The organism is Rhodococcus sp. AH-ZY2, from assembly GCF_030916465.1.
Lineage (GTDB): Bacteria > Actinomycetota > Actinomycetes > Mycobacteriales > Mycobacteriaceae > Rhodococcus > Rhodococcus ruber.
This window is the reverse complement of the sequence record NZ_CP126457.1, coordinates 137,628-164,607: the sequence shown is the minus strand read 5'-3', so window position 1 is coordinate 164,607 and position 26,980 is coordinate 137,628. Positions and strand designations below refer to the sequence as shown.

Annotated in this window: 23 protein-coding genes; 10 read left to right on the top strand and 13 right to left on the bottom strand. The window is 64.8% G+C overall.

Translation table 11 applies throughout. The features are described from left to right. The first annotated feature begins 3 nt into the window (after nucleotides 1-3). From QNA09_RS00680 to QNA09_RS00655, 6 genes are all read left to right on the top strand, one after another. Nucleotides 4-759 carry a TnsA-like heteromeric transposase endonuclease subunit gene (locus QNA09_RS00680; protein ID WP_048774404.1) on the top strand — a complete coding sequence of 252 codons (756 nt, stop codon included), beginning with the start codon at nucleotides 4-6 and terminating at the stop codon, nucleotides 757-759. Continuing rightward, nucleotides 759-2,867, top strand: coding sequence for a Mu transposase C-terminal domain-containing protein (locus QNA09_RS00675; RefSeq protein ID WP_040273180.1), 2,109 nt, complete (start codon nucleotides 759-761; stop codon nucleotides 2,865-2,867). Before QNA09_RS00680 ends, QNA09_RS00675 begins: the two co-directional genes overlap by 1 nt. Continuing rightward, nucleotides 2,864-3,892: a TniB family NTP-binding protein gene (locus QNA09_RS00670; protein ID WP_010596658.1), complete on the top strand. Its 1,029-nt coding sequence runs from the start codon at nucleotides 2,864-2,866 to the stop codon at nucleotides 3,890-3,892. Before QNA09_RS00675 ends, QNA09_RS00670 begins: the two co-directional genes overlap by 4 nt. Next, the gene (locus QNA09_RS00665; RefSeq protein WP_010596657.1) at nucleotides 3,889-4,869 is read left to right on the top strand and encodes a TniQ family protein; all 981 of its coding nucleotides are present in this window, start codon (nucleotides 3,889-3,891) and stop codon (nucleotides 4,867-4,869) included. The genes QNA09_RS00670 and QNA09_RS00665 overlap by 4 nt, the downstream gene beginning before the upstream one ends. 631 nt (nucleotides 4,870-5,500) lie before the next feature. Next, nucleotides 5,501-6,667, top strand: a complete 1,167-nt coding sequence (locus QNA09_RS00660; RefSeq protein WP_072636212.1) for a site-specific integrase — start codon at nucleotides 5,501-5,503, stop codon at nucleotides 6,665-6,667. A 6-nt stretch (nucleotides 6,668-6,673) separates the two neighbouring features. Next, nucleotides 6,674-7,660 carry a hypothetical protein gene (locus tag QNA09_RS00655; RefSeq protein ID WP_308071912.1) on the top strand — a complete coding sequence of 329 codons (987 nt, stop codon included), beginning with the start codon at nucleotides 6,674-6,676 and terminating at the stop codon, nucleotides 7,658-7,660. On the opposite strand, the gene QNA09_RS00650 is transcribed toward QNA09_RS00655, so the two are convergent. From QNA09_RS00650 to QNA09_RS00585, 13 genes are all read right to left on the bottom strand, one after another. Beyond that, nucleotides 7,626-8,879, bottom strand: coding sequence for an IS256 family transposase (locus tag QNA09_RS00650; RefSeq protein WP_012477009.1), 1,254 nt, complete (start codon nucleotides 8,877-8,879; stop codon nucleotides 7,626-7,628). The genes QNA09_RS00655 and QNA09_RS00650 overlap by 35 nt on opposite strands. A 132-nt stretch (nucleotides 8,880-9,011) precedes the next feature. After that, nucleotides 9,012-9,149 carry a hypothetical protein gene (locus tag QNA09_RS00645; protein WP_308071911.1) on the bottom strand — a complete coding sequence of 46 codons (138 nt, stop codon included), beginning with the start codon at nucleotides 9,147-9,149 and terminating at the stop codon, nucleotides 9,012-9,014. Nucleotides 9,150-9,272: 123 nt separating this feature from the next. Beyond that, nucleotides 9,273-9,410 (bottom strand): hypothetical protein, encoded by a 138-nt coding sequence (locus QNA09_RS00640; protein WP_210063330.1) that lies wholly within the window; start codon nucleotides 9,408-9,410, stop codon nucleotides 9,273-9,275. A 221-nt stretch (nucleotides 9,411-9,631) separates the two neighbouring features. Then, entirely contained in the window at nucleotides 9,632-10,285 is a 654-nt protein-coding gene (locus QNA09_RS00635) for a cutinase family protein (protein ID WP_238071904.1), read from the bottom strand. A gap of 588 nt (nucleotides 10,286-10,873) precedes the next feature. Further along, nucleotides 10,874-11,110 (bottom strand): hypothetical protein, encoded by a 237-nt coding sequence (locus tag QNA09_RS00630; RefSeq protein ID WP_308071910.1) that lies wholly within the window; start codon nucleotides 11,108-11,110, stop codon nucleotides 10,874-10,876. A 12-nt stretch (nucleotides 11,111-11,122) separates the two neighbouring features. Next, a complete protein-coding gene (gene istB / locus QNA09_RS00625; protein WP_068158116.1) occupies nucleotides 11,123-11,944 on the bottom strand; it encodes an IS21-like element helper ATPase IstB in 822 nt (273 codons plus the stop codon). Continuing rightward, entirely contained in the window at nucleotides 11,941-13,296 is a 1,356-nt protein-coding gene (locus tag QNA09_RS00620) for a helix-turn-helix domain-containing protein (protein ID WP_068158111.1), read from the bottom strand. Before QNA09_RS00620 ends, istB begins: the two co-directional genes overlap by 4 nt. A gap of 121 nt (nucleotides 13,297-13,417) precedes the next feature. After that, complete coding sequence (locus tag QNA09_RS00615; protein ID WP_308071909.1) at nucleotides 13,418-14,824, bottom strand: hypothetical protein; 1,407 nt, start codon at nucleotides 14,822-14,824, stop codon at nucleotides 13,418-13,420. 1,145 nt (nucleotides 14,825-15,969) lie between these two features. Beyond that, nucleotides 15,970-16,350, bottom strand: coding sequence for a LuxR C-terminal-related transcriptional regulator (locus tag QNA09_RS29165; protein ID WP_238071901.1), 381 nt, complete (start codon nucleotides 16,348-16,350; stop codon nucleotides 15,970-15,972). A gap of 249 nt (nucleotides 16,351-16,599) precedes the next feature. Continuing rightward, nucleotides 16,600-17,589, bottom strand: a complete 990-nt coding sequence (locus QNA09_RS00600; RefSeq protein ID WP_238406542.1) for a hypothetical protein — start codon at nucleotides 17,587-17,589, stop codon at nucleotides 16,600-16,602. Nucleotides 17,590-17,636: 47 nt separating this feature from the next. Continuing rightward, nucleotides 17,637-18,776 carry an ATP-binding protein gene (locus QNA09_RS00595; RefSeq protein ID WP_161996678.1) on the bottom strand — a complete coding sequence of 380 codons (1,140 nt, stop codon included), beginning with the start codon at nucleotides 18,774-18,776 and terminating at the stop codon, nucleotides 17,637-17,639. A gap of 44 nt (nucleotides 18,777-18,820) precedes the next feature. After that, entirely contained in the window at nucleotides 18,821-19,411 is a 591-nt protein-coding gene (locus tag QNA09_RS00590; protein WP_238071903.1) for a LuxR C-terminal-related transcriptional regulator, read from the bottom strand. A gap of 258 nt (nucleotides 19,412-19,669) precedes the next feature. Continuing rightward, a complete protein-coding gene (locus tag QNA09_RS00585; protein WP_139281829.1) occupies nucleotides 19,670-19,963 on the bottom strand; it encodes a hypothetical protein in 294 nt (97 codons plus the stop codon). Between the two features lie 907 nt (nucleotides 19,964-20,870). On the opposite strand from QNA09_RS00585, the gene QNA09_RS00580 reads away from it, so the two are divergent. The 4 genes from QNA09_RS00580 to QNA09_RS00565 all read left to right on the top strand — a co-directional run bounded on the left by QNA09_RS00580 (nucleotide 20,871) and on the right by QNA09_RS00565 (nucleotide 26,979). Continuing rightward, nucleotides 20,871-21,407, top strand: coding sequence for a hypothetical protein (locus tag QNA09_RS00580; protein WP_072812442.1), 537 nt, complete (start codon nucleotides 20,871-20,873; stop codon nucleotides 21,405-21,407). A gap of 444 nt (nucleotides 21,408-21,851) precedes the next feature. Then, nucleotides 21,852-25,820 (top strand): FtsK/SpoIIIE domain-containing protein, encoded by a 3,969-nt coding sequence (locus QNA09_RS00575; protein ID WP_072812444.1) that lies wholly within the window; start codon nucleotides 21,852-21,854, stop codon nucleotides 25,818-25,820. Beyond that, entirely contained in the window at nucleotides 25,813-26,757 is a 945-nt protein-coding gene (locus QNA09_RS00570) for a hypothetical protein (RefSeq protein WP_139281831.1), read from the top strand. The genes QNA09_RS00575 and QNA09_RS00570 overlap by 8 nt, the downstream gene beginning before the upstream one ends. After that, entirely contained in the window at nucleotides 26,758-26,979 is a 222-nt protein-coding gene (locus QNA09_RS00565) for a hypothetical protein (RefSeq protein ID WP_072812447.1), read from the top strand. Nucleotide 26,980 lies beyond the last annotated feature (1 nt).

The following is a 26,980-nucleotide window of genomic DNA, read 5'->3' as shown; positions in this document are numbered from 1 at the left end:
GAGGTGGAGTTCGTGACGGTCTCCGGTGACCGGCGGAGGCTGCCGTGGCAGTCGTTTCCACAGGTCGCTGCGCAGATCGGGGGTCCGGTGCGGTCGTTCTCGTCGTACCGGGGGCAGAAGAACTTCCCCGGCTGGTACTGGTCGGCGACGCTGGGCCGGCGGATCGGGTTCGAGTCGTGGGTGGAGCGGGATCATCTGGTGGCGTTGGATTTCGACCCGACCGTGTCGGATGTGGTGTCGCAGCCGTTCACACTGCTGTGGGACGCCGGCACGCGCCGGAGGCGGCGGCACACCCCGGACTTCCTGGTCCGGCTCGACCACGGGCGCACCCTGGTGCTGGATTCACGGCCGTCCGAGCGGATCAAGGACCGGGATCGGGAAGCGTTCGCGGCGACGGCACGGGCCTGCGGCGATGTCGGCTGGGAGTACGCGGTGTGGGACCGGCTGGACCCGGTGCTGGCGGCGAACCACCGTTGGTTGGGCGGCTACCGGCATCCCCGCTGTTTCGACGAGCCGACGGCACGGGACCTGCTGCAGGTGTTCGCATGCCCGCAGCCGCTGCTCGACGGCGCGGAGGCGGCCGGGGATCCGCTGGGCACCTTGCCGGTGCTCTATCACTTGATGTGGCGACGTTGGCTGCTCGCGGATCTGGCGCTGGTGTTGTCCCATCGGACGGTGGTGCGGGTGTCGCCGCACGTGGCGGACGTGGCGGATCTGGCGAGTGCCCGGTCGGTGCCGTTGTCCGAGCAGGGGTGGTGATGAGGTCGCCACGTCCGGTGGTGTCGGTCGGCGACCGGGTCGTGTTCGAGGGCACGGCGCACGCGGTCGTCGCGCTCTCGGGTACCAAGATCCGCTTGTTGTCCGAGGCGGGCGAATCGAGCGTGGTGGCGTTGTCGTTCCTGCTGGCAGCGGAGGACTTCGAACTGGTCGGTGCGGCTCCGGCACCGAAGATCGAGCCGAGCAACTTGCTCGCCTCGCTGCCGGAGAAGGTGCTGGAGGCGGCCAGGGACTGGGAACGTCACGTGATCGAGGTCGAGACGGGTCTGCTTCCGGACACTCCGGAGGATGCGCAGCCGCGGCCGGGGTACGACCCGACGGTGTTCTCGCTGAAGTCGAGGGAGACGCGAAAGGCCGCGGAGCTGACCGCGGCCGGCCGCCAGACCAGCGCCCGCACGGTGCAGCGGATGCGGCAGCGCTACCGCGAGCAGGGGTTGTGGGGGCTGGTCGACACCCGCTACACCAGGACGGCCGCGCCGACCGGGCAGGTCGACCCGCGGGTGATTGCCGCGGCGACGGCGGTGATCGACGCCCAGACCGGCACGTCGACGGGCACGAAATCGCGGGTCATCGCGAGGGTGAAGCAGATGCTCGACGACGAACACGGGCCCGGGGTGGTGCCGATGCCGTCGAAGACGACGTTCTACCGGCTGCTGGACGTGCTGGCCCAGGGCCGGCACACGTTCGGTTCGGCGCTCACCCGCCGGTCGGCGGCGCACAGGCCCGACAAGGTCTACACCCCGGCCACCGCCGCGCGGCCGGGGGAGCTGGTGCATCTGGACACCACCCCGATCGATGTGATGGCGGTGATGGACAACGGGGTGATCGGTCGCGCCGAGCTCGTGCTGGCCGTCGATATCGCCACCCGCACCATCGGCGCGGGAGTGCTCCGGCCGGTCGGCGCGAAAGCCGTCGACGCTGCGCTGATGCTGGCGCGGATGAGCGTTCCCGAGCCGATGCGGCCGGGCTGGGACCATGCGCTGGCGCTGGCGGCGTCGCGGATCCCGTATCGGCGGCTGGTGACACTGGACGCGCGGATGGCGATGGCGGCCGCCAAACCGGTGATCGTCCCGGACACCGTCGTGATCGACCACGGCAAGGTGTTCATGTCGGAGGTGTTCGCCCGCGCCGCGGACACCTTGGGCATCTCGGTGCAGCCCGCGCACGTGCTGACCCCGACCGACAAGGCCATCGTCGAACGCACCTTCTCCTCGATCAATACCCTGTTCTGCCAGCATGTTTCCGGCTACACCGGCCGCGACGTCACCCGCCGCGGCACCGACGTCGACGAGCGCGCCGTCTGGTCGCTGGCGGATCTGCAGGAGTTGTTCGACGAATGGGTGCTGGCCGGTTGGCAGACCCGCCCGCACGAGGGGCTGCGGCACCCCTTCACCCCCACCGAGAACGCGTCACCGAACGATGTCTACGCGGCGCTGATCGCCGCGGCCGGGTATGTCCCGGTCACCTTGACCGGCGAGGACTATATCGAGTTGTTGCCGGCGCAATGGCGCGCCATCGGCGATGCCGGTGTTCAGATCGACTACCGCACCTACAACAGCAGCGAGCTGCGCGGTTTCGCCGGGGAATCCTCGGGCATCGTCACCAAGGGCGGCCGCTGGGAGGTCCATTACGACCCCTACGACGTCTCGCGGGTCTGGGTCCGGAACCACCGCGGCCGCGGCTGGATCACCGTCCCGTGGACGCACCGGAACATCGTGCGGCAGCCGTTCGCCGATTTCACCTGGCGCGCAGCACGGAAACTGGCAGCGCAGCGCGGCGTCGACGACGCCAACGAGATGGCGGTCGCGGTGATCCTGGCCGCGCTGCTGCGCCGCGCCGAAGCCGGCCCCGACACCCGCCGTCCGCTGGCTCGCCATGCGTGCACCCGCGAGATGCCCAACCACCTGCCCGTGGAGGTCACCGAGGTCGGCCGATGGCCCACCGCCCTGCCCGAACCGGCCCGGCCCCCGGCGTTGCCGCCCGCACCGCCGGTCCAGGCGGAATCGGATCCGACGATCGAGGCCGACGCCGAGACCGTGGTGCCGTTCGGGCTGCTCGATGCCTTCGACGAGCAGGAAGGCCGCTGGTGAGCTCGATACATCTCGATGCCCGGCACCCGCTGGCCACCAAGGAGGGCTGGTCGTCGTTCGTCGGCACGGCCCATCCTCAACCACCGCAGATGCTCTCCGGCAGCGATCGTGAGCGGATGGACGAACTCGAGCGGGAACTCTACGACGAGGCCCGGCAGGACTATCACTCGTCGTTGCTGCTGGTCGCCACTCCCGACATCCGCAAGGTTCTGCACACCGGGCAGAAACTGATCGTCAACAACCGCGGCAAGCAGCTCGGCCGGCGGGGCTTGCTGGTCTCCGGCGGCAGCGGGACCGGAAAATCGACGTCGATCACGCACTTGGGTCGCCGGTTCCAGCTCGACTTCGAACGCCGCAATCCCGGGATCCCCGACCGCATCCCGGTGGTCTACATCGTGATTCCACCCGACGCCGACCCGAAGGCCCTGGCCGGGGAGATGGCGGTGTTCCTGGGACTGCCCGTCGGCCGCCACGACTCCCCACAAGCCCTCGCGCACGCGGTCGCCGCGGTGATGCGCCGGGCCGGCACCCGGCTGGTCCTGGTCGACGAGATCCACCGGTTGGATCTGTCGACGAAGAAGGGAAAAGACGCATCCGACCAGCTGAAATACTTCTTCGACTCGATCTCCGCCACGTTCGTGTACTCCGGTCTGGACCTGGAAGAAACCAACCTGTTCTCCGGCGTCCGGGGCCGGCAGATCGCCGGCCGGTTCATCCCGGTCACCACCGGGCCGTTCTCCTACCACACCATCGCCGCCAAGAACGACTGGAAGAAGCTGGTCGCCACGATGGAGCAGTCACTGCGGCTGCACCGCCACACACCCGGAACCCTGATCGACTGGGCACCCTACCTGCACGCCCGCACCGGCGGCATGATCGGCAGCCTCGATCAGCTGATCTACGAGGCCGCCAACGACGCCATCAGCGACGGCACCGAGAAGATCACCAAAGCCCACCTCGAAGCGGTCATCCTCGACATCGCTGCGGGCAATCAATACGACCCGCGCCGCAAGCCGCTGTCATGACCGTTCTTCCGCTCTGGCACAAGCCCGCCGTCCCGCTGCCGTTCCGGGTTCGCCCGGTCCGCGGCGAGACGACCCTGTCCTTCGTGTTCCGGCTCGCTGCCGCGAACGAACTGGTCAGGCCGACAACACTGCTCCGGTCGATCGGGCACCCGGACAACACCAGCCCGGACCGATTCATGGTCCTCAAGAACTGGGACGTCCAGCTCAACCTCGCCGCCCGGCAGCGGCTCGCGATATTCGCGGGCATCCCGCTGAAGCAACTGGCACGCAGCCTGCCGATGCCCGGTCCGCGGCGCGATGCCATCGACCCCGCCACACCCAGCCTGCATTTCGCCGGCGTCAGCTCACATACGCGCACGCACTGCCCTCGCTGCATCGCACAGATTCCCGGCGCTCCCGTGATCAGGGTCTACTCGTCGGCGGCCGAGGGCTACTGCCGCCGGCATCAGCTCTGGCTCGGGGAGTGCGCCGCACAGCCGCCGGTGAACCTCAGCTCCGCACCCGAGATCGCGAAAGCGATCCATCGGCGCGACAAGCTGTTTCGCAGCGACGAGGACCCCGACTGGATTTCCAGCCATGTCAACACCGCCCAAGACATCATGATCGCCTGGCGGCGGAACCCCGATCCGCTCCTGCACCGGCGGCTCACCCGGCGATGGAACGCGCGTGAGGACGCGGTCAACGCCGTCAACCACGCCCCACAGCTGCTGCCGACCCGATTGCTCGTTCTGCCCGAGACGGTGATCCTCGCCGAAATCCTGATCGATCCGACCTGGCGTCGCCGGATCGGGCTCGCGGAGCTGGTCCACGAACAGCGACCGTTCTACCTGCACATCGCCCACCGTCTCGGATTCCTCGGCTGGACCGCAGGCCTGCACACCGACAACGACCCCCTACGCCGCTGGGTCGACCAACACCAAGCCCAGCACCGACACACCTACAGATTCACCTACCGACACCACACCCCGAGCCGATGACACATCCCGGACCGCCACGCGCACGAACCCACCACCCCGACCAGAAATCCGCCACTTCAGACGGGAAACAACGACACATGGCAGCACAGACCCCGCATGGCGAGCCGCAGTTCACCGAGAATCAGCCTCGCCACACCAGACGGGACCTGACAACGCTGTGCGACACGCGGTGTCGGTTGCACGGTTCGGGGCTCGGTTGGAAGTTCTCGAGCCCAACCCCAACCGGTGGTATCTGACCGCAGCGATCTGCGGGGCAGCCGATTACCCGATTGTCGTTGCGCTCACGACGTCTTTGGCTGACACCGCGTGGCGGAATCGGGTGCTCACGATGGAGTCACCCGGTCAACAGGATGCGATCGGGGGTCTCATCGAGGAGTCCGTCACCGACGGCGCAGTCCCAGCCGGCGTGTTCGATTCGCTGCTCACGCGGTACATCAGGCATCGTCCCGGTGCCCGGACTCGACCCGCCGAAACGGTGGGCTGATTCGACGATGTGCGACAACTAACTTGGACGATTCGATCCTGCGGCCGTCCAACCAAGTTGTGGCATCGCAGCTCAGGTAACGCGTTCTGCGTCAGATAGATTGAGCGAGGACAACCCTGTCGGAGCCGTCCGGTAGCGTCGCCACCCGTGGATCTCGAGACGAACGACGCAGGAGACGGCCAGCTCGTCGTGCCTGGGACCCCGGCGGGGCCCGCGGCGCCGGACCTCGCACCCGGCGCGGCGGCGCGGATCGCGGAGTCGGTGGCCGCCTCCCGGGCCGCGGGCACCCGCCGCACCTACGCCTCGGCGTGGCGGGCCTTCACCGCGTGGTGCGCCGCGGAAAACCATGTGGCGGTGCCGGCGCATCCGGTCACGATCGCCGCCTACCTGATCGCCTGCGCCGACACCGTCACCGAGGCGGGGGAGCGGGCCTACGCCCCGGCGACCCTCGCCCATCGCCTCGCCGCGATCGCCCACCACCACCGCCAGACCGGACACCCGGCTCCCACCGGCGACGACCTGGTGAAAGCGACGATGGCCGGGATCCGCCGCGGCTACGCCACCGCTGGCGACCGGCCCCGCACCCCGCGGGCCCCGCTGCTCACCGCCGACATCCTTGCCATCGTCGACAAGGCCCGCGCGAACAGCGCGGGCTGGGCGGACGAGGTGCTCGAACGCCGCGATACCGCGATCCTGCTATTGGGGTTCGCGGGGGCGTTCCGCCGCAGCGAACTCGTCGCCCTGACCTGTGGGGACATCAGCCTGCACCGGCTCGACGGCCTGCACATCAAACTGCGCAAATCGAAGACCGACCAGGAGGGCCGCGGCACCGTCCGCGCCCTGCCGTTCACCCCCAGCCATACGAGCTGCCCGCCGTGCGCGTGGATGCGGTGGGCGCAGGTGGTCGCCGCGTTCGACACCGGCGGCCGGCCCGCGGTGATCCGGCTGCTGCGCAGCGCCGAGCCGCTCGCGGCGCACGTGTGCCGCGGCACCCGCCCCCGCATGGTCCCGGCATCACCTCTGCTGCGGTCGATCCGTAAGAACGGCCACCTCTCCGACACCGCCTTGTCGGGGGCGGCGGTGCACCACGCGATCCGCCGCCGCGCCGAGTCGGCGGGCTATGACCCCGAGATCGTGAAGCAGCTCGGGGGGCATTCGCTGCGGGCCGGGTTCGTCACCCAGGCCTTCCGCAACGGCGCCTCCGCGCACGCGATCATGCGCCAGACCGGGCACACCACCCCCGCCATGCTCGAGGTCTACGCCCGCGAACACGCACCCCTCATCAACAATGCCGTCACCAACCTGGGGCTGTGAACGGGCATGAGTACCTCGATTGAGCGACTCGACGACTCCCCGGAAACGGTGTCCGGCCTGCGGATCCCGGCACGCTATCGGCACGACTGGGCACTGTTCGCCGACTGGTGCACCGCCACCGACCACCCGTGCCTGCCGGCCACCCCGGAGGCGCTCGCGGTGTTCCTGCGGGAGCATCCCGCCGCGCCCGCGACCCAGCGGCGGCGCGTGTCGGCGATCAACACCGTGCACACCCGCCGCGGCCACCCGGCGCCCGGCCGCAGCGAAACCGTCCGCCGCCGCCTCGACACCGCCCGCGCCGCCCGGCACGACCGACTCGCCCCGCTCCTGCTGCACAAAGCCGCCGAGCTGCCCACCACCGGCTGGCCGAGCGGGCTGTTCGGCCGCCGCGACGCCCTCCTCCTGGCCCTGGCGGCGACCGGGATGCCGTTCGCCCGGCTGGCCCGGCTGCGCCGCGGCGACATCACCGTCGACGCCGGCACCCTCGTCGCCACCACCGAGAGCGGGGAACGGCTATGTCTTCCAACGGAGTCCGCCGCCGCCGCGAGCCCGGCGGTGGGGATGTATTGCAGGTGGGCCGAGGTCCAAGCCTTTCTCGACGCGTACCCGAACACCGATCTGCTCGCCCAACACCTGACCGACCCGATCGAGGTCGAGCAGGTCGCGCTCACCGACCGCCAAGCCCGACAACCCCTGCTGACCCCGATCGACCGCTGGGGACACCTACCGCTGATGCCGCAACCGATGACCGCGCAGTCCATCGCCTCGATCGTCCGGGAGCATTTGTCCGGCCGGGTACGGGCCCGTGCGCCGCTGCCGCTGCGTAAGCAGAGCGATTGCAACGATGAGCCGACTGTGCAGATTGAGTCGGAGACCGACCTCGATCCGCATTACTACGAACGAGGTGGGTCAAGCCCCAGAAGGTGGTGTAGGACGGTGATCCCTTCTCCTGTCCTGACTATGCAGCAGGAATCGCGGCAGCAGGTTCCGTAACCACCTCCCCGACACTCTCCGGCGCGGTGCCCACAGCACGACAACGAGCCAGCACCTCGAGCCCGAGATACCGCCGGCCCTCCGTCCATTCATCGGTCTGCTCGGCCAGAACAGCACCGACCAACCTGACGACCGCGTCACGGTTGGGGAAGATCCCCACCGCATCGGTCCGACGTCGGATCTCTCGATTGAGACGCTCGGCCGGATTATTCGACCACACCTGAGTCCACACATCCTTCGGAAATGCGCTGAACGACAACAGATCCTGGCGGGCATTGCCCAGGTGCTCGGCGACCGCCGGGAGCCGGTCCTCGGTGTACTCGACAAGACGATCGAACTGGGCATCGACCGCATCGGCGGTCGGCTGGTCGTAGACCGAATGCAACATCGCCTTGACCGCCGGCCACATGCTCTTCGGACACACACCCATCAGGTTCGCCGCGTAATGGGTCCGGCATCGCTGCCACGCAGCACCGGGCAGGTTCGCCGCGATCGCATCGACCAGACCACGGTGTGCATCGGAGGTGACCAACCGGACCCCGCTCAGACCGCGGGCGACCAGGTCGGCGAAGAAGGTGTTCCATGCCGGCCCGGTCTCGCTGGTGGCCACGTGCAGGCCCAGCACTTCGCGGTGCCCGTCGGCGTTGACTCCGGTGGCGACCATCGCGACTGCGTTCACGACCTGCTTGTTCTCGCGGACTTTCATCGTCAATGCGTCGGCGGCGACGAACGTGAACGGGCCCGCGTGATCGAGTCGGCGTTGCCGGAACGCGGCGACCTGTTCGTCGAGGTCTTCGGCCATGCGTGAGACCTGGGACTTCGACAGTGCGTTGATGCCGAGGGTTTTGACCAGCTTGTCCATCCGGCGGGTGGAGACCCCGGCCAGGTAGCAGTCGGCGACCACGGTGATCAATGCCGCTTCGGCGCGTTTACGGCGTTCGAGGAGCCATTCGGGAAAATACGTCCCGGACCGGAGTTTGGGGACGGCGACGTCGATGGTGCCGACGCGGGTGTCGAGCGGGCGGCGTCGGTATCCGTTGCGCTGGTTGACTCGTTCGGTGGACTGTCGGCCCCATTCGGCGCCGCAGACCGCGTCGGCTTCGGCGGACAGCAGGGCGTTGATCATGGTTTGTAGCAGTTCGCGCATCAGGTCGGGAGACGCGTCGGTCAGGGCTTGGTGCAATACACCCGCAGGGTCGACAATGTGGGGTGCGGTCATCGTGATGACTCCGTTCGAGGATTCTGTGGAAGGTTGACTCGAAGGATCACGCGGTGACCGTTTCACGTCCAGCAGCGACACGCTGTCGGTTGTGGTGCTGGTCACCGGGTTACACCACTCTATGGGGCACTACTACGAGGTGTTGCAGCCCGCCGTCAGGCCCGCGACAGTCTGGACGGTCTCGCCGACGTCTTCGACGAGATCGAAGATCGCGCCGACGCCCTGCTCGAGGAACTGCTCACCGTGCTCGACGGGCTGTAAGGCGGCCACGTCACGATCAGGTCAGGCTGCTTGCGGTCCATCCCCCCACTTCGTGTGGACGAATTCCCGGAATACCGCGACGAGATCGGCATTCTGGCTGTGCGTTCGATGAGTGACGGCCAGGTTGGTGCTTCACCCACGCTTGAGGCCGGGCTGGGTGCGAAGCAGGTCCTTCGGCGTCTTGAGGACCTTGCCACCGAGGGTGACCATGCTCCGTTCTGCCTGAGCGAGGCTGAGCACACTTGTGTCGTAGTAGCGGCCTGCGGACACCAACAGTGTCGGACGAGCCCAGTAACGAGGTACCAACCGCAAGGGCTTTCCTGCGGCCAGGGGCAGCGCGACCTTCATCTGCTTCCACTGCTGGCTATGCGGGTCCCATGCCTGACGGGAAGAGAGACCGACCCGGCGACGTCCAGCGGGGAACTGCGGATAGCGAGAACGTGCTGCCTCGCCACGGGCGTGGCCTCAATAGCGGTCACTTCCTTCCTCGGTTAGCGAAAGGTCGCCGCACGAGCCGCTTGCGCCAACGCCGCGGAGCGATCATAGGAGGTGTGCACGGCGATTCCCCTCATGATCGCGGCTGCCGTATATGCGCCGGCGCAACTCGGGCACCATGGCGGTATTCGGACTGACAGTGCGCATACCGGATCTCCTGCGTTGCACACGCTGAAGACAGGAGTGTCATTGTTTATGTCGATCGGATCCGGCTTGCTGGCAGAGAGGAAGGGGAATGCCTGCCCGATTCCCTGGATACCGGGATCAGCGTTTCCAAAGTTGTGTGTTCCATCGTGCGCGACTCGGTCGCCGTCTCCTACCAGGATCGCGGAGAGGAAGTGAAATCGGGCGAGTTGCGAGGGGTCATAGGCTTGAATTATTCGATGCATCACCATTGCCCCTTGCGAGAATCCGCCGAGGAATACGGTTACGTGCGAGCACTCCGACAACGTCTGGACTTGCTGTAGGTACTGTGAGGTCTTGACGAAACCGTCGGCGATACCGTCGAAGTACGAGTTGCTTCCCACGGCGACGAGAGCAGCACTCGACACGTGCCGGGCAGGATAATCCACGTTGACCAGGTTGAGCTTCGATGCTCCGTTCGTTGTCCGAGAAATATGGTCCGCCATGGTTGTGTATACGGACCACATGGTGCCGCCTACACCAGTTTCCCCAGATCCTCGTGCAGATATGAGAATGAAGTCCGCGTTATTGCAAGCTTCCTTGATGGACGATCTAGCAGGGTCCGGCGCAGCGTTGGCAACGGACGGGGCCCACCATGACATCAAGGAAGCGACCAGGGCGGCTATGAGTAGCCCGGCTCTGCTCGCCTGACTGAAGCGCATTTCGGTGACTCCTTCTGTCGAGCGAAGCAAGACGGCGTCAGAACTTGGAATTCTTCTGAGTAAGAGAGAAGTTCGACCCAATCGATTGTTGTCTCGACCGGGCTGTTGGACATTGATACCAGATTCGTTCGGTTTCTGCTGCCCTGTCAGCTGTTCGGAGGACTATAACCTGTTGATAGGGAACTCTGGGAGACTGGCGGAGACACGATCGCTATTCAGAGTCCGTTCACAGCCCGAAGTCAACACCTATGGCGCCCTCGTGCCTGACTGATCTCGACGAGGCGTGCCTGCGGTTCATCGTGGGCTTCTCGCGTACGTGGTGAAGATGGTTGCATGCTAATCGGCGGAACAATCGATACGACGTGAACGGTGGCCCTACGGATACATTGCGTATCACTTCCCGAGGACGATCTTCGCGCCCCTTGCAGCGTCGTCGCAGGTGATGACGTAGCCGTACTGTTCCTGCTCGCCAGCACCAAGGACACCACATGTGTATGTCCGCACAGGCCAGGTCCGGTCGTTGATCGTGGCGAGCAGTTCGCGGAAGGTCGCTTCAGCTTCGCTGCATTCGAGTGGAACGTTGATGAGGCTCAGCGAAGGTGCTCGCTTGTGCTCGTCGAAAGTGCCCACTCGTGGGCGGGTTCACTGTAGCGGTTGCCGGGTGCCGGTGGTGGCTTGACGGAGCTTTTCCGACCGGGCGTGGTGATCACGCAGCCGGTAGGAATCCCCGTCGAGGTTGAGTACCACCGATCGGTGCAGAAGCCGGTCGAGCATCGCGGCGGCGACGGTCGTATCGCCGAGGACCTCACCCCACTCTCCGACACCCCGGTTGGTGGTGATGATGATCGAGGTCTTCAGATAGCGTTGCGCGACAACCTGAAACAGTGCGGAGGCGGCCTCGCCGGGCAGGGGTAGGTAGCCGAGTTCGTCGATCACCAGCAGCGTCGGGCCGGCGTAGAACCGCATCGTCGTCGCCCACCGGCCTTCGATCGCAGCGCGATGGCAGCGGGCGGCCAGATCGGCGGCGGTGGTGAAGTAGGTGCGATAACCGGCATGCGCGGCCGCCCGCGCCAAGCCCACCGACAGGTGGGTCTTTCCGACCCCCGGCGGCCCGATGAGCAGGACGTTCGTCGCGGTTTCGAGGAACCGGCAGGTGCCCAACTCGGCGATCAATGCCCGATCGAGGCCGGGGGCGGCGTCGAAGTCGAAGTCCTCGAGACAGGCCGGGGTGGGCAGGCACGCGAACCGCAACCGCCCGGCGAGGCGGCGGGCTTCGGTGGCGTCGACCTCGATCGACAGCAGCTGTTCGAGCGCTGCGGTCATCGACAGACCGTCCTTCTGGGCTCGGTCGAGCACCGACGGCAGCGCTTCGGCAGCGTCGTGCAACTTGAGCGTCGCCAAGTGTCCTCGCAGACGCTGATAAAGACTTGCCGAGGTCGCGGTGGTGTCGGGGGTGGTGGTCATACGAGGGTGTTCCTTCCGCGGGCTGCGCGCTCGTAGGCGGCCAGGTCGACCACCGTCGATCGCGGTGTCGTCGACGGTGGGTGGCGGTCCGTGGTGTTGGTGCGCAATGCTGCTGCCGCAGTGAGCGCCTCGGGTCCGGGTGGGATGCGTTCTTTGCGGCGGTGCGGTCGGCCTCCGGCCGCGGCACCGGCCATCGCGGCCTGTTCAAGGGCGTGAACGTGGCCGTGATCGCGCACCACGGCGCCGGCCCCGTCCGGCGCCAACCGGTGGCGGGCGACGGTGATCTGCGAGGCGGTGACGATGTCGATCACCTCGTCGCCGAGCTGCCGGGTGACGGTGACCTGCGCTGCGGCCAGTTCCGGGGGCACCGAGTAGCGGTTGCCGCGGTAGGCCACCAACGCCTGCCTCGAGACGGTGCGCGGTTCGCTGAGCACCACCGGATACGGACTGCTCGGCATCGACGTCAACGGTTCCCGGTCGGCGACGGTGCGCACCGGGGCCTTGCCGTCGGCGGTGGCCCGCATCCGGGCATCGGCGCGTCGACTACAGAATTTGTCCACGCTCGCCTGGGCCTGCTCGACGGTGAGCTCGTCCGCCACGGTGCGCCACCATCGCTGGGCCGCAGTGTGATTGGACTTCTCGACGACACCCTTGCGATTGCCGGACCGCGGTGGGCAGATCGCCACCAACACGCCGTAATACTTGGCGACCCCGGCGAAGGAGGCAGTGACTTTTCCGCTGTCGGGGTAACAGACCGTCGACATTCGATCGAATCGCCAGGTGTGGGTCAGGCCGCCGAGTTTTCGGCAGATCCGGTCGAGGCCGTCGATCAGATGCGGCTGGGTCATGGCCGGGGCGAGCACCCCGCGCCACCGACCCGAATGCGCGAGCGATCCGACCAGCAGATATGCGGTCTTACCCCAGCCCCACGAGGCGGGTGGGTTCGGCAGCTCGACCCAGTCCCACTGGGTTTCCGCCCCCGCCGGATGGTCGATGACCGCGTTGGGGCGGTCGGTCGCGCACGCGCAGGCTTGGCAGACGGGCCGGAGCTTGCGTTGCCGGATCTGGCGGGTCAGCGTCTGATACGAGGCGGTGTAGCCGAGGTCTTCGAGTTCGTCGCACAAGGTCCGTGCCCACAGATGCGGATCCTCGGTCAGACGAGCGGTGACGTAGTCGACGAACGGTTCGAACGGATCCTCACCAGCGGGTTTACGGATGCCGGGGGTGGTGGTGCCGTTCAGATAGTTGCGGATCGTGCGCCGGTTTCGGCCGGTGTGCCGGGCGATCGCCGAGATCGTCCAGCCTCGTTTGTGCAGTGCGTGGATCTCCACGTCTTCCTCCCATGTCAACATGAGAAAGCGGTCTCCTTCGGGGTGCTGGTGCGTGGTCAGAGACCACCAGCATCGAAGGAGACCCGCCCTCATCGGCGGAGCCACACGGGTGAGCACTTTCGGTGAGCAGGTCTGAGCAGGATCAAAGAGCGCCATCAACGTTTGAGGACTTGATAGTTACGGTCAAGGTGTTGCCGCTCCGCGGGTCGGTTATCTGGCCGCATCGGGTGTTCTGGACGACGGGGCCAGGAGCTCCGGCGTTCGTGGCAGCGGCTGCAGGCTGGTCAGTCGTGGTGCGGATTACCTCGAAGCTGGCGCTTTGCGCAGCGAGTCGCGGATTGACCAGCGATGCCAGCGGACCCATCACGGCGCCGCCAAGCAGGCCAGTAATGGCTCCGAAAACTGATCCGCCGACAGCTCCGGTGCAGGCGATGACACCCTTGACTAGATCGCCCATGCGAGCGCCTGTGAGGCCCCCTTGCAGGTCATTGAAGGTCTCGCTCAAATCGATCAGACACTGGATCGCTGCTTTGTCTTCGAGAATTCGCTGGTACTTCCCAGGCGCGAACTTGCTCATCACGGTGCCGATGCCGTAGCCGGTGAGGCCAACCAGATAGACTCCAAGGTCGTAGCTCAGTACGCCAGACTTAGGTGACATGTTGTACTGTCCGAAGTCCAGCGAGATTGACTGGCCAGGAAGAAGAATCCTGTCACTGTCTGCATCGTTGTCCAAGATCTCCCTGTAGAGGGCGACAGCCGGAATCGCTTCGGCATCGCCCAGACTCCCAGAAGTCTCTATCGGGTCCGGATTGGTCTGTACCTTCCAGATGTACGGGGAATTCGAGTAGAGGTCGATGCCGAGCGTGCCCTCCTGAGCGGCTTTGTTGAGCCGAATACACGTCCACGCCACATCGCCCGATACTGGGCTGACTGTGTACGAGGTTGACGTGAAGTCAGCGGACTCTCCGACACAGTCCGGCTTCGGGAAGCTGAGGCCGAAGACGGACGTAAACGCGGCGCCCACCTCTTTGATGATCGCATCGGGTTTCAGGAATCCTGGCCATCCGAACGACAAGTGGGGAGCTTGGCCGGTGAGGGTCTGGGTGTCCTGGTTCCAAGTCGCTTCGAGTACGTCGACTGAATCACTTCCCTCGGACTGTAGCAATAGGACCGGTATGTGGCCGGCGTCGACTTGTCTTTGTGCTTCGGCGCCGTCGAGCTTGAACGAGAAGGTCACGGGGACGGCCGGCTGGGTGTTGCCATTGTCGATCTTTACCTCGACGGGAGCGCTGAAAACCTCGACCATCTCGTGTACGTCATTCGGCAGCGCCTTGTCTGATGAGGAGGCTGTAACTGTGCTGCCGATGGGCGCGACGCCGGCCGGCCCGGTGATCGTCATCGGTCCCTGGGCGACCTCGAAGCCGCCCTCGCTGACCGTCACGCTGTCAGGGGGGCTCGCCACTTCGGATGAGCACGACGCAAGCAAACACGCGACGACACCAACGGCGATTGCAGGCAGCGCTGAGTTGCCGAGCCACTTCGACCTCATAGATCCTCCTACGATCAGAACCGAATTATGCTCATCGACGACGGCCTTTCGGGATCCGTGGCCCACTGGCAGGCTGCCGGTAAATCAACCGCAATTTGCAAATCCAACCACTTAGCACCGGATCCCGGCTAATTTTCCCGCGACCGCCCGGCGACAGGGTCCCCCAAGTGCACTTTCCTCCGCGCAGATCGACCACCGCCTCAGTGCAATTTCGGGCGTGAACCTGTGGAGTCCGCTATTAGTTGCGGACGGGGACAGGGTAGCTAACGACTTCACAACCAAATTCGGCGGTGCACCGCCGGCCTCTGCTGGCGTAGGCCAGCATTCACGTTCTTGGGTACGGACAGCCAGCCACACAACTTTCAACTCCAAGACGTCTGAACCGTCACAGGTTTGATGCGGTTTGATGCCGCTTCCTTTCTTGGGAGAGGATGCACATCGTGTCCAAGCGTCACCCTGCCGAGCAGCGTGAGCGAGCGGTGTTGTTCACCGAGCGCGCTGTCCAGGTCGGCCCACGCACATAGCTGTCCAGGTCGGCCCACGCACATACCGGAACTGGAACCGCCCCACCCTCGCAGCGCACCGTCACCGACGCACACCTGACGAACGCCCTGCGTGGGACCGTCGGAACTGCCGAGGGCCTCTACGGACGACGGAAGATGACCATGATCTACGGAGGCGGGGCCACGGGGTCGCGGCGTGCACCGTCGACCGACTCATGCGCGACGAGGGGCTATCCGGAGCCGTTCGCGGCCGTCGGTACCGCACCACGATTCCCGGCGAGAAGGAGACCAAACGTGCGTCTGACCTGGTCGATCGTGATTTCACGACCGAGGCGCCGAACCGGAAATGGGTCACCGACTTCGGAGTTCCATCAGGAGTACTCGGGCGGACTGGCGCATCGCATCGTCTAGAGGCTGGTGCCGCACCTTGGACACCAGGTCGATGATGTCGTCCTGCACCGTGCCTGCCGTTCGCAGTGGTGCAGCCGATGTGGAGGGTCCGGCAGAGGATGCTGCGGGATTGGCATCGGGGTGGGGCCGCACGAGCGCGAGGAGCGAGACCCATGGTGCTGATCCGAGGACGGTCGCGTAGACGATGTCGGCAGGGGAGGGTTGGAGGCTCATTTCTTCAGGAGTCGGCGGCTAGAGTTCGTCGAGCGCGATCAGGCCATCTTGCACGGCCCGCGCTACGAGTGCCGCCTTGGTGGAGGCGGGGCGTCCTACCAGGGCGTATTTCCGTCGGATCCGCATCAGGTGTGTGCTCACCGTGCTTTCGGTGACATACAGTCGGCTCGCAACAACGCCCTTGGAGTCGCTGCGCAGCCACTCGAGGAGAACCTCGACTTCGCGGGACGACAGCTTGGGGCGAAGGACGCTCGTCTGTCGATGCGACAGCGGAGGATGGCATCGAAGCACTGCCGGGGACCGCGGAGTGGGTGGCGGATACAACGCGTCCAACTCTCCGCCGAGGGCCGCGCGTTCTGCGACGCTTCGATAGGGGACGTGGTCGAGTGTGCTGGTCACGGTATCTCCTCGCGGGGTATGCCGCATGCCTCTTCGGGCAGTTGGTTTCGAGGTCCGACCGTATGTCGCCGGGAGGTGCGCGACCAGACCGATCTTCCTCGACCTGCAAACCACGGTCATAATTACTTGAAGAAAACAACAATATTCCGGGGCGGCCGCACACCATCTTCGGTTCCGCTCTGCCCACCGAACCGATTCGCTTTGATTCTCCACCGCCGCAGAGACATACACGCGCCACCGAGGAATGAATTAATCGGATGGTGGGCGCGCGTGGCCGTCCTGACCGAACTCGGTCCGACGTGTGCCAGTGTCGGCGCTGGTCAAGACCGTCGCCAGGCTCGGCCGTCCAGGTGGTAGGACGCGGACAGTGATCGACCCTGTCCGGGCGGTGTCGATTTCGGCAGTGATCGCTGCCAGGAGCTTGTCTTGAATGTCGGTGGTCACCTCGTCGAGCCCGTGCTCGTCGAAGAGATTGACCTCGACTCCGCGGCTGCGCGCGGCCCGGGTGGCGGCCGCGACGCGGGTGGCCGTGAGCGCGGGTGCTCGCAGACTGTCGCGCAGTTGAGCCTCGAGCAGGGTGCATTCGAACAGGTCTGCTTCGTCGAGTTCGTCGGCGGTGGCGATGCGGTCGAGGAGTGGTCGGGCGAGCGTGTCGAGACGAGCGAGTTGTGCGTCGCGCTCGCGCATCATGGTGTCGGCGGCAGCTTCGGCTGCGGCATTGTGCAGGGATCGCTTGCGCAGTTCGAAGATTGTGCGAGCCATCGGCCGGATGGTGAGCGCGAAGAAGGTCGACATCAGCAGCGGTGCGAAGTTGATCACCGATATGGCCAGCCCGTGGAGTCCGCCCTGTCCAGTGGCGGCCGCCCACACTATGCAGACTCCGATCATCAGCAGGAATCCGACCCACGCCGCGAGTGTGCGGCCGCGGACGCACATGAAGGTGTAGATGGCTGTGGCCGCACTGAGTGGCCATGTCTGCCAGTGATGGGCCATGGGGACGGGCAGGACCGCGAACACCATCGCCGAGGTGCCGGGCCCGATGCAGGCGAGCGCGACCGTCGTTGCGAGGGGGAGCGGGTCGCCGGGCACCGTCACCAAGGACAGTGCTCCGAGGCTGGCTACCCCCACGGCCAGCGCAACGGGCCAGTACGGCTCGATGCCGTCGCGGAAGGTGTACGCCAGCACCGCTATGGTAAGGGCGTAGAAGGCAACCAGGACGAGGGCGGTGCGGGTGTGCATGCCTAACAGTTCCCGCACATCCCGGGTCCCATCCGCGGGTGGCCGTCTCATTCGCTTGCCCGCCACGACAGCAGCACCCGCGTCCCCCTGCCCGGTTGCGACTCCACGACGGCGTCGCCTCCGGGTAGCTGCCGCAGGCGCCCCACAATGCTGACCGCGACCCCCAGCCGATGTGGTGACACCGCAGACACGTCGAACCCCCTGCCATTGTCGAGGACTTCGACCTTGAGTTGTCCCGGTCGAATACGTACGCTAACGGAGCGCTCGGCTTTCTCCCCGGCGTGGAGCATGCTGTTGCGGACCGCCTCGCTCACGGCGGCGCCGATCGTGCGCACCGCCTCGGCGGGCAGCGATGCGGGCATCGCCTGCGGTTCGAGATCCGCGCGAACCGCGATGCTAGGGGCGACCGCCGTGGCAGACGTCCGCAGATGCGCCACGGCGGTCTTGGCATCAAAGTCGTCGTCTGGTGCCGGATTCCGGAACTCGTCCAAACGCACGATCGCGTGCTTGGCCTGACGCGACACCGCCGGGCCCGCGCCTAGGCGGGCCGCCGACAACAATGTCGCCATCACATGGTCATGGATCAGCGCCCCGAACCGCTTGCGTTCGGCCAGCCGGGCGGCGGCACGCGCTGCGTGGGCAGCGGCTTCGTGCGAAGTGGCCCGGGTGTCGTCCAGGATCCGTCCCGTCCGCAGCGCCATGATGGCCGCCGCCACGAACAGCAGGCAGAACATGAATCCGAACATGATGTCCGGGAGGAGGGGGCCATTGACCCGGCCCACATGCGAGCCGTGGTTGAACACCTGAACCGCGACAGTGGCTACGAGCAGGTATCCGACCGCGATGCCGGCGGGCCATGCCACTGTTGCGGCCAGAGCGGCAAGTCCGGGAAAGAGCACCAACCAGAAGCCGGTCCGATCCGGACTCGGCGGCCCGACCCACGCCAACGGCCACGTCAGTGCGATTCCCATGTATGCCGTCGCGGCGACCGCGGCCACCGTCCGAATCCGGCCCGCGCCTTCGCGCACCCCCGCGGCGCCGAGCCAGAGACCGGACCCGAACACCACTGCCACCGCCACCGGCGTCCACCATGTCCACAGGTAGCCGGCGAAGGAGATGATGTTCGGAAGCAACAGCAGCAGATAGAAGATGTAGCCGGCACCGATGAATTGCGCGAAGGCCCGCACGATTCGATCCGATGAGGACTCCGAACCCGCAGCGTCTCCGACGGTCATCGCCGGTCCGGGCGTCTGGGGATCGGCAGATAACCGTCCTCGAGCGCTCGCTTGTACAGGTCGGTCTTGCTCGGTGCCGGGCGACCGGCCTCGGCGTACTTGGTGCGAATTCGTTGCAGGTACTCGGTCACGGTCGGCGTTGCCAGACCCGTCAAGCGGGCGACCCGTTCCGTCGTCTCCCCGGAGGCGTACAACTCCAAAACATGCAGTTGCCGGGGGCTCAGCCCGACCTCGGACAGCGCCGGATCACTGTCGATGGCGGCGGCCCAGTCGGTGGTGACCACCTGCTCACCGAAGGCGGCAGCGCGAATCGCCTGCACCACCACCGCGTTGGTCTCGGACTTGCGTACCACTCCGAGTACCCCTGCCGCCGCTGCTAAGCGCACCAGGTACGGGTCCTCACCGCCGGTAAATACCAGAGTTCCGATGCCGCCCGCGGTCAACCGCTGCACGTTCCCGGTCGGCGAGGAACCGTCGCTCAGCCGCAAGTCGAGAATCACTAGATCGAGATCGGATGTCACGGCCAACAACTCGTCGACAGTCGGGGCACAGGCCACCAGCGTCAAATCGGCCTGGTCGGCAAGCATCGCCGACAAGCCCGACACCACCGATTCGTGGTCCTCGACGGCGCCGATTCGGCGGGGCAGTCGACGAAGTGGCTCTGAGAGGCATGTGTCACCGTCGTGACGTCGGATTCTCACGAACACTCTGATCGCCTCCCGCACCGAAAGTGTTTCATCGCCGCCCTCATGTAGCTCGAATCGAAGGGGTTGCGGCGCACGTACACCGTCGCAGTTACCGCCGCGGACCGGATCGACGATGGCGCCGACGTAGAGACTCCGCGGCTACCTCCGCTCGCGCGCGTATGCCTCTGAAAGTCGAGCGTATTCGGCACGTGCACGAACATGCTCGACATGGCGGCACGGTTCGGGATCTTTGTACCGTGGAAGAACAAGAATTAGCGGCCAGATGCTCATCAGGAACGTTGCTCCGCTGAAGAACGCATTCCAACCACCATTGATAATCTTGATCGGAACACCGTGCTTCTTCCAATAATAGTTCTTCACGACAGGGATGCTGATCAAGAAATAGACGGTACAGAAAACAAGCCAGTAGAGCAGGAATTCCGTGGAATCCATGACGATTCTCCTTGCGCTCGCACGGCGAATGGCGGTTGATCGACCTAGGATGAGTAGATCAAGCTAGCGGGACCGCGAATCGGAGGGACAGCCCGACAAACTTGTTGCTTGGACTCGTGAGGGCGGGGCCCGCAAAATCCGCGGGCCCCACTCACGTCCTATTTCTGCCCCGTGCCCTTACACGCCGCGCAGTTGACCCAATTTCCGAAATCACTGTGCCCACCCGTTCCATTGCAACGTGGGCACGTCGCCCGACCCATCCTGCGCAAGAACTTCATTCTGATCCCCTTTCACATAGACCGATACAGCTATGATTTTCACACTCGTATACCGAAACGCGCTATCGCTCGAACGGGTGACACGCAAGGACACATGTGTCCAATGAATTACCGAAACCTGCGGGTGGGCGCGGCGATGAATGACTCGAACTTGTAGTAGGCGGTTCGAGCGCGACGGGGTCTTCGGGCAGACCATCTTCGGACAAACCAAATGAGGGTTGGCGTGCCGAGAACACCCGAGTTGCCAGTCCCTTCTGGATCTGCGCGAGTTCCGAATGGGTAGTCGTCGCAGCTACGCACGAGAGTGGTGAGCGCAGGCAGAACCTCGACAGCATGCCGCTGGTGTGGGTGTTCGCCGATGTCGCTGTGGTCACCGGGGGACTGTTCCAGTCGGGATTGACTTCCCTAGGTTGTTCACGATCGTGAGCGTCGCGCGCTGACGTTAATCTCTGTGGCGTCATATTTCGGCCGGGAGAACTCCGGCCGGCCAGTCGTTTGTTAACTGCGGTGCTTCTCACCATATGCCTTGTGGATCGGCACATGTCGGTCGAACGGGGGATGTCCGGCGATCAGCATTGGTGTGAGCATGGTGACCGAAAAGCGTGTGGCCAGCGAGTTGCGGAGGAAATATGTTAGGCAGATCAGCAGTTCAGTACGTCCGGGTCCGCAACGCGGTCGGCATCGCGGTAGCTCTGGCCGCGGCCTCCGTCGCTGCTCCTGCCACGGCGTCTACGAGCCCGCTGACCGGAAGCGCTGGCAGCAGCGATACCGGCAGCAGCGTCGTCGACCTTGGCAGCAGCGTCGTCGACCTCGGCAGCAGCATTGTCGGCAGTGGCAGTAGCGGGCTCTTTGCGCCGACCCAACGGTGCGATGAATCGACCCTGTCCGGCGGCGAAGGCATCACCGACACTGTGCATCAGCTCGGTAGAGGGGGGCCGACGTCGTTCGTTCTGCGTTTTGAGACCTACGACGTCCCGGACCAGATCGAGGTCTTCTACGAAGGAGCCCTGCTCCACAACACCGGCTATATCGGCGACAACGTCAACGAAGGAACTGGTTCGGCAATGATCAATGTGCCGGCTGGGAATGCGACGTCGGTATTGGTCCGTGTCACCGGTCTCAGCGGCACCGATTGGGATTACACCGTCCACTGTCCGATCGTGTGACCTTCGACCGGTCTCCGGGACAGTGGCCAAAGGCCGTCATCGGAGCCGCCACCATCTCGCATCGTGCCCGTGGGTCTTTCTCATAGACCCACTGGCACTCTCACCTCCGCTTGGTACGTGAGGGGGCTGCCGCGGATGCGGCAGGATCCGTGGCGATGTCAGCAACAACATGATCGAGTGGAGCGTGCGTGCCGAAACCTCGCTCGCCGCCGAAGAGGCTGCGCTCGGATGCGGCTGTCAACCATCTCGATGGATGTTGCGCCGGTAGGGGGCGAAGACGCCGCTCAGCTTCGCGGTCATGTGGTCTCTGATCAGCCGCAGGAAATCCCACTGTCGACACACTCTCACGGCTCCGCAATACGCAATTCACCGATCGATGGACACCCCCCTGCCGGGAGGACGGCTAACATCACAGGGCTGCTGATGCGCAAATTAGGAGGGCATGTGCTGGCTGAATTGGTGAAGGGACAGAACATGCCTCTCCCCGGCACCGCTGTGCGCGTGGCGATCACAGCGGCAACGCCGTTGGACGTCTCCGCGGTGGTAGTCGGGAAAGACGGCAAGGCCCGCCGGGACGAAGACTTCGTGTTCTACAACGCGCCGACGCATCCCACCGGAATCGCACTCATAGCGGCCGGTACCGCCCTGGACTGCGAACTCGGACGCGCCGATCCCGACGCGGAAAAGGTTGTTGTGTTGCTGTCAGCCGATGACCGACCTGTTCCCGCATTCGAGGTGCGCCTGGTGACGGCCGGAGCCGACACCTCCGAGTCCTTTGCTCGGTTCCTGGTCGCACCGTCACACAACGAGACCGTGGTAATCGCCGTCGAACTGTACCTGCGCAACGACCAGTGGAAGGTCCGCGCCGTCGGCCAAGGATATGACGATGGACTGGCCGGGGCAGCAAAGGATCTAGGAATCGAGATCGAGGACGCCCCCGACGTCACACCGCACACCCCAGCTGATCCTCAAATCAGTTCTACACCCGCACATCAGGATGGCCCCGCCGGACCACTCGACTCCTCGCCAGCTGCCTCCCCACTCCCGATCACTCCCGAACCGGCCGTCGCCCCGCAAGCGCGGAGCGCCCCGGTGGTTGGGCCCGCAGCAGAACCGCAGCTAGTCGAACGGGCCCGCCGTTTGGACGTCGACATATCCGCTCAGCGTCGGCTGACCGAGATCTCATCGATGCTCACACGGCTGGTCGAGGTCATAGCCAGCACCTACCCACAGACCGAAATCGACCGCCGGATCACCGCCCTCGACCACACATACTCCAGTCGCTCCGAGCAGCTCAGCAAGACGATGGAGACTCTTCGATCGGCCCTGTACCACAAGTACCGAAGCAAACTTCCCAATGGGTGGGATCAGCTGAGCGACTATCCGAACACCAACGCGCCGACAACACCAGACCGATGGACGGACGAAGGCAACGCGCTGATTCAGCAAATCGTCCAATCCGGACCCGTCTTGCTCAAGGCCAACCGCCTAACGTTGATGTCAGAGCTGGTGAACGCGACCCGCGCGCTGCTCAGCTCCTACAAGAGGGCGGTAACTACCCTCGAAGATGAAACTGCACGCAGACACCAAGCCATCTACGAAGACGAGTTCTCGACATTTGTGCGCAAGGCCGAGTCGTCGGGACACTCAGCGATTCGCACCTGGGAAGCCAGCGCCCGTGCGACGCTGCCTCACCCACACCATACGATCCGCCCGGTATGGCTGTCGGATGTCGCCGCGACTGCATTGACCACCGGCGTGGGCACCTTACATTTTCCGCTCGGACAGGTCGCCGCCACTTCCGTCAACTACGACCTGGGCGTGAATCCGGGCCGCTCGACCTCCACCACACTGAGCAAGCGCACGGACCTTCCTCTGTCCCGGGCAGTCCATTCGATTCCCTACATCGTGGATCTCGACGAATGCGGCGGCTTCGTCACGGACGACAGGCGCATCGTCGAAAACGTGGTGTTGGACATGCTGGCCTTGCTGCCGGCCGGAAGGGTCAAGATCGACGCAGTCGACCCTGTTGAACTCGGCGCTTCCCTGAATTTCCTCTACGGTCTCGGGGATGCAGGCCCGAAGGTGTTCGGGGACAAGATATGGGGCAGCCACAACATCAGCGAATTGCTGATAGAACTAGAAAACCACGTTGCGTTCGTAACGCAGAAATACCTACAGGGCACGCACGAGACACTGACCAGCTACAATCGAGAGGCCGGTGAGGTCGCCGAGCCGTACCGGCTGGTGTTGCTGTTCGATCATCCAAAATCGTTCTCCAAGGACGGCGAGAACTGGGACCGAGAGGCCCTGACCAGGTTACGCCGTCTGGCTGACGTCGGCCGGCGGGCCGGTGTGTTCCTCCTTGCCACTGTCCCAGCGGCCACCTCACCACACGAGGCCGTCAAACCAGCAGAACTGAGCGCATTAGCCTCGGCCATGACCAGCGGCCGAGACCCGGAGATCGTACAAGCGTTGGGTCTTCCGACCAGTGGATCCAGAAAGGGACCGGTGCATCTGTCGGACATCATCTGGCAGCTGACATCGGACACCCCGCCTACCGAGCAGCAGTTGGCTGATCTCCTTGCACATATCGAACGCCAGATGCACGCTGCGGCGAACGTGCAAGTCGACCCGGCCAAGGTATACGCACTCGCACAGGCCGAGGCGCACCGCGCCGCTGCCAAGGGGACTCGACCTGACCAGGTCATCGCCGATCCCCACAATCCGAAGACCTGGTGGAGCGATCATTCCGCCAATGCTGCGGTGTCCCGATTCGGGCGCATGGGCGCTTCAAATGTTGCGGAACTGCGCATCGATTCCGGGGATTTTCCAGGCGCACTCGTCGGCGGTCGTACCGGTTCCGGAAAATCAGTGTTGCTGCACTCCTTGATTCTCGGCTGGGCGATGCAGTACCCGCCGGAAGAACTCGAGTTCTACCTGATCGACTTCAAAGAGGGCGTGGAGTTCAAACCATACGCAGCCGGGCTGTTGCCTCACGCTCGCATCGTGGCGATCGAAACCAACCGTGATTTCGGTATCAGCGTCCTCGAAAGCCTGGACGAGGAGATCGAGAAGCGAGGAGAACTCTTCAAAGCAGTGGGCGGCGGAGAGGTCAATTTCGGCACCTACCGGAGTCAGTCCGGCGAACAACTGCCGCGGATCATCCTGGTCATCGACGAGTTCCACATGATGCTGGAAGAAGAAGACGAGGCCAGCCGAAAGGCTGCGGCGCTGATCGAACGGGTCATCCGGCAAGGACGTGCCTTCGGCGTTCACGCAGTCCTTGCGTCTCAATCCGTGTCCGGAAGCGCCCAGAAAATTCGTGTGGCCCTTGATCAGATCAAGACTCGACTGGTTCTGTCGAGCTCGTCGAAAGACTCCGAGCTTCTTCTCGCAGACGGCAATGTAGATGCTCAACTGCTCGACAAGCCCGGCGAGGGCATCATCAATACCAAGGGAGGAGTGCGCGATGCAAACAACCGATTCCAATGCGCGTACTGGTCGGGACAGGATCGGGAGGACGTAATTTCAGCCCTGCACGCATTGGCCCAACAGCGTGGATTCACCCGCCGGCCAGTGGTGTTCGAAGGGAATGCTGAAGCGCCGATCACAGATCAGCCATCGTCGCTATTTACTCGTTCATCGCCCATTGGCGAGTTGGTGTTGCCCGTGGGTGCTCCCATGTCCTTGGCTGACCCGGTGTGTATGCGGGTTGCCCGTGCCGCCGGTGGGAATATGCTGGTAATCAGTCCGGATGCGCTCGACTCGCTCGCACTGATGACGGCGTCACTGTTGGCAACCGGCATCACCGTCGACGCCGTCGACTTCGCCGCGATGGCCTCACCATGGGACGAGGTTTTCAAGGGATTCACTGCGTACGGCGCCCGTCTGACGCACAGCCGTCAGTTCCCGTCCCTGCTGTCCGAACTCAATGAGCTGGTCATGGAGCGACATGCCCTCAACGACTTCCGTGGCCGTGGCCGAGTGCTGGTACTACCGGGTCTGCAGCGAGCACGCGACCTGAATCCCGACGACTACGACGACAAGTCGCCATCCAAGATCCTGGCGGCGATCCTGCGGGATGGTCCGGAGGTAGGGGTGCATGTCCTGGCGTGGGCAGATCGATACGCGACATTCCAGCGGCGGTTCGACCACGCATCCGCCCGCGAGTTCTCCCACAAGCTACTCGGTCCGCTCAACGAGTCCGATTCGCGGGTTCTGGCCGACTCCACAGCCGCCGCCAAGTTGACTCCGGCGCAGTTCCTGTACGACGATTTCGACACTGGTCGGCAGCTTGTGACTCGTCGGTTCAGTCTTCCGAAGGATCCCGTTCCGGATAAGACCCTTGTGGAGACAACGCAGTGGCTGTGGTCCTTGGCGGAGCAGTCGACGGATACGAGCGATGTCTGACGCGGCGCATGTCGACCCCGACGCAGTAGTTCGATTGGGTGCCGACTTGAACAGCTACACCCGCGTCGGTGATGAGGTCAGAGCGGCAGCGGCGTCCGCAGCCGCATCCGTGCTCCGGCACATCGATGCCGAACTCGACCGGCGCCGGCTCGAACTACAGCGGGCCGAGGACGCCTATGCGGCGTGCATGCGCGGCGAAGACGCCGACTGTAGCGTCGAACGACGGCAGGTGAACCGAGCCCAGGTGCGGCTGACCGTCGCCCAAGGGTGTCTGCAGCGTTTCCGGGTCGCTAAGGAGCAATACGACCAGGACAGTGCCCGATATCGATCCGCGGTGTCGCATGTCAACGACCAGGCACAGAGGCGACTAGCGCAGATCGCCACAGATTTGGGGATATACCAGCAATTCGCATTGCACACCAGCCCGGGGGGCGGACATACGGTGGCGTTCGGCGGTGGGGGCCGCCACACGTCGTCCGGAGCCAGTACCGGGGGCGGTTGGTCCGTCGGTACCGGCGGTCCTGGTCAATCGACGGGCGACATCGTGTACAGACCGCCCGGCATCCCTGACGGCTATTCGCTGGTGCCGCTGGCGCTGATCGATGATTCGGACAGCCGGGTGGGAGGTCCGGAGGACTTCAAGATGGACTGTTCTCCTGAGGATCTCGAGTGGGGATTCACAGCACTGCAGCAGGTTGTCCTGCCAGCACTGGCTCGTGGCAAGAGCCTGGACTACTTCCGAGATCGGGACACTCGCGATGGACTGATGGGCAATCGCAGCTACTCCGACACTTACACCGGATTCTTCGGTGCGTCGGAAGCTCCACGCTTCACCCGACAGGTGAACGGGACCTTTCGTATCGCGAATGGATTCCACCGCGTCTGGGTAGCCCGACGGTTGGGTCTAGATTCTGTTCCCGGCCAGGTGGTGGACTAGATGAGCCGACTGCACCGCAGCAGGGAAATCCATGCCCAGAACATCAACCGCCGTCGCGCCGCTGAATCCGCTGCAGGAGATCTATGGCGGGACGTGGTGTTCAAGCGGATCGAAGACCGGGAACTGGCCGACCTCGATGCGGCAGACCATCGTTTTCAGGCGTCGTTGATCGAATTCGACCTCGAGATCGACCGGATCCTGGGCACCCTGGACGGGCACTGAC

Bases quoted from the DNA above. Each gene is read 5' to 3' on its own strand.
- QNA09_RS00675 (WP_040273180.1), top strand. From the start codon at position 759: ATGAGGTCGCCACGTCCGGTGGTGTCGGTCGGCGACCGGGTCGTGTTC.
- QNA09_RS00665 (WP_010596657.1), top strand. From the start codon at position 3,889: ATGACCGTTCTTCCGCTCTGGCACAAGCCCGCCGTCCCGCTGCCGTTC.
- QNA09_RS00655 (WP_308071912.1), top strand. From the start codon at position 6,674: ATGAGTACCTCGATTGAGCGACTCGACGACTCCCCGGAAACGGTGTCC.
- QNA09_RS00650 (WP_012477009.1), bottom strand. From the start codon at position 8,879: ATGACCGCACCCCACATTGTCGACCCTGCGGGTGTATTGCACCAAGCC.
- QNA09_RS00635 (WP_238071904.1), bottom strand. From the start codon at position 10,285: ATGTGGTCCGTATACACAACCATGGCGGACCATATTTCTCGGACAACG.
- istB (WP_068158116.1), bottom strand. From the start codon at position 11,944: ATGACCACCACCCCCGACACCACCGCGACCTCGGCAAGTCTTTATCAG.
- QNA09_RS00620 (WP_068158111.1), bottom strand. From the start codon at position 13,296: ATGTTGACATGGGAGGAAGACGTGGAGATCCACGCACTGCACAAACGA.
- QNA09_RS00615 (WP_308071909.1), bottom strand. From the start codon at position 14,824: ATGAGGTCGAAGTGGCTCGGCAACTCAGCGCTGCCTGCAATCGCCGTT.
- QNA09_RS00600 (WP_238406542.1), bottom strand. From the start codon at position 17,589: ATGCACACCCGCACCGCCCTCGTCCTGGTTGCCTTCTACGCCCTTACC.
- QNA09_RS00590 (WP_238071903.1), bottom strand. From the start codon at position 19,411: ATGCTTGCCGACCAGGCCGATTTGACGCTGGTGGCCTGTGCCCCGACT.
- QNA09_RS00585 (WP_139281829.1), bottom strand. From the start codon at position 19,963: ATGGATTCCACGGAATTCCTGCTCTACTGGCTTGTTTTCTGTACCGTC.
- QNA09_RS00580 (WP_072812442.1), top strand. From the start codon at position 20,871: ATGTTAGGCAGATCAGCAGTTCAGTACGTCCGGGTCCGCAACGCGGTC.
- QNA09_RS00570 (WP_139281831.1), top strand. From the start codon at position 25,813: ATGTCTGACGCGGCGCATGTCGACCCCGACGCAGTAGTTCGATTGGGT.
- QNA09_RS00565 (WP_072812447.1), top strand. From the start codon at position 26,758: ATGAGCCGACTGCACCGCAGCAGGGAAATCCATGCCCAGAACATCAAC.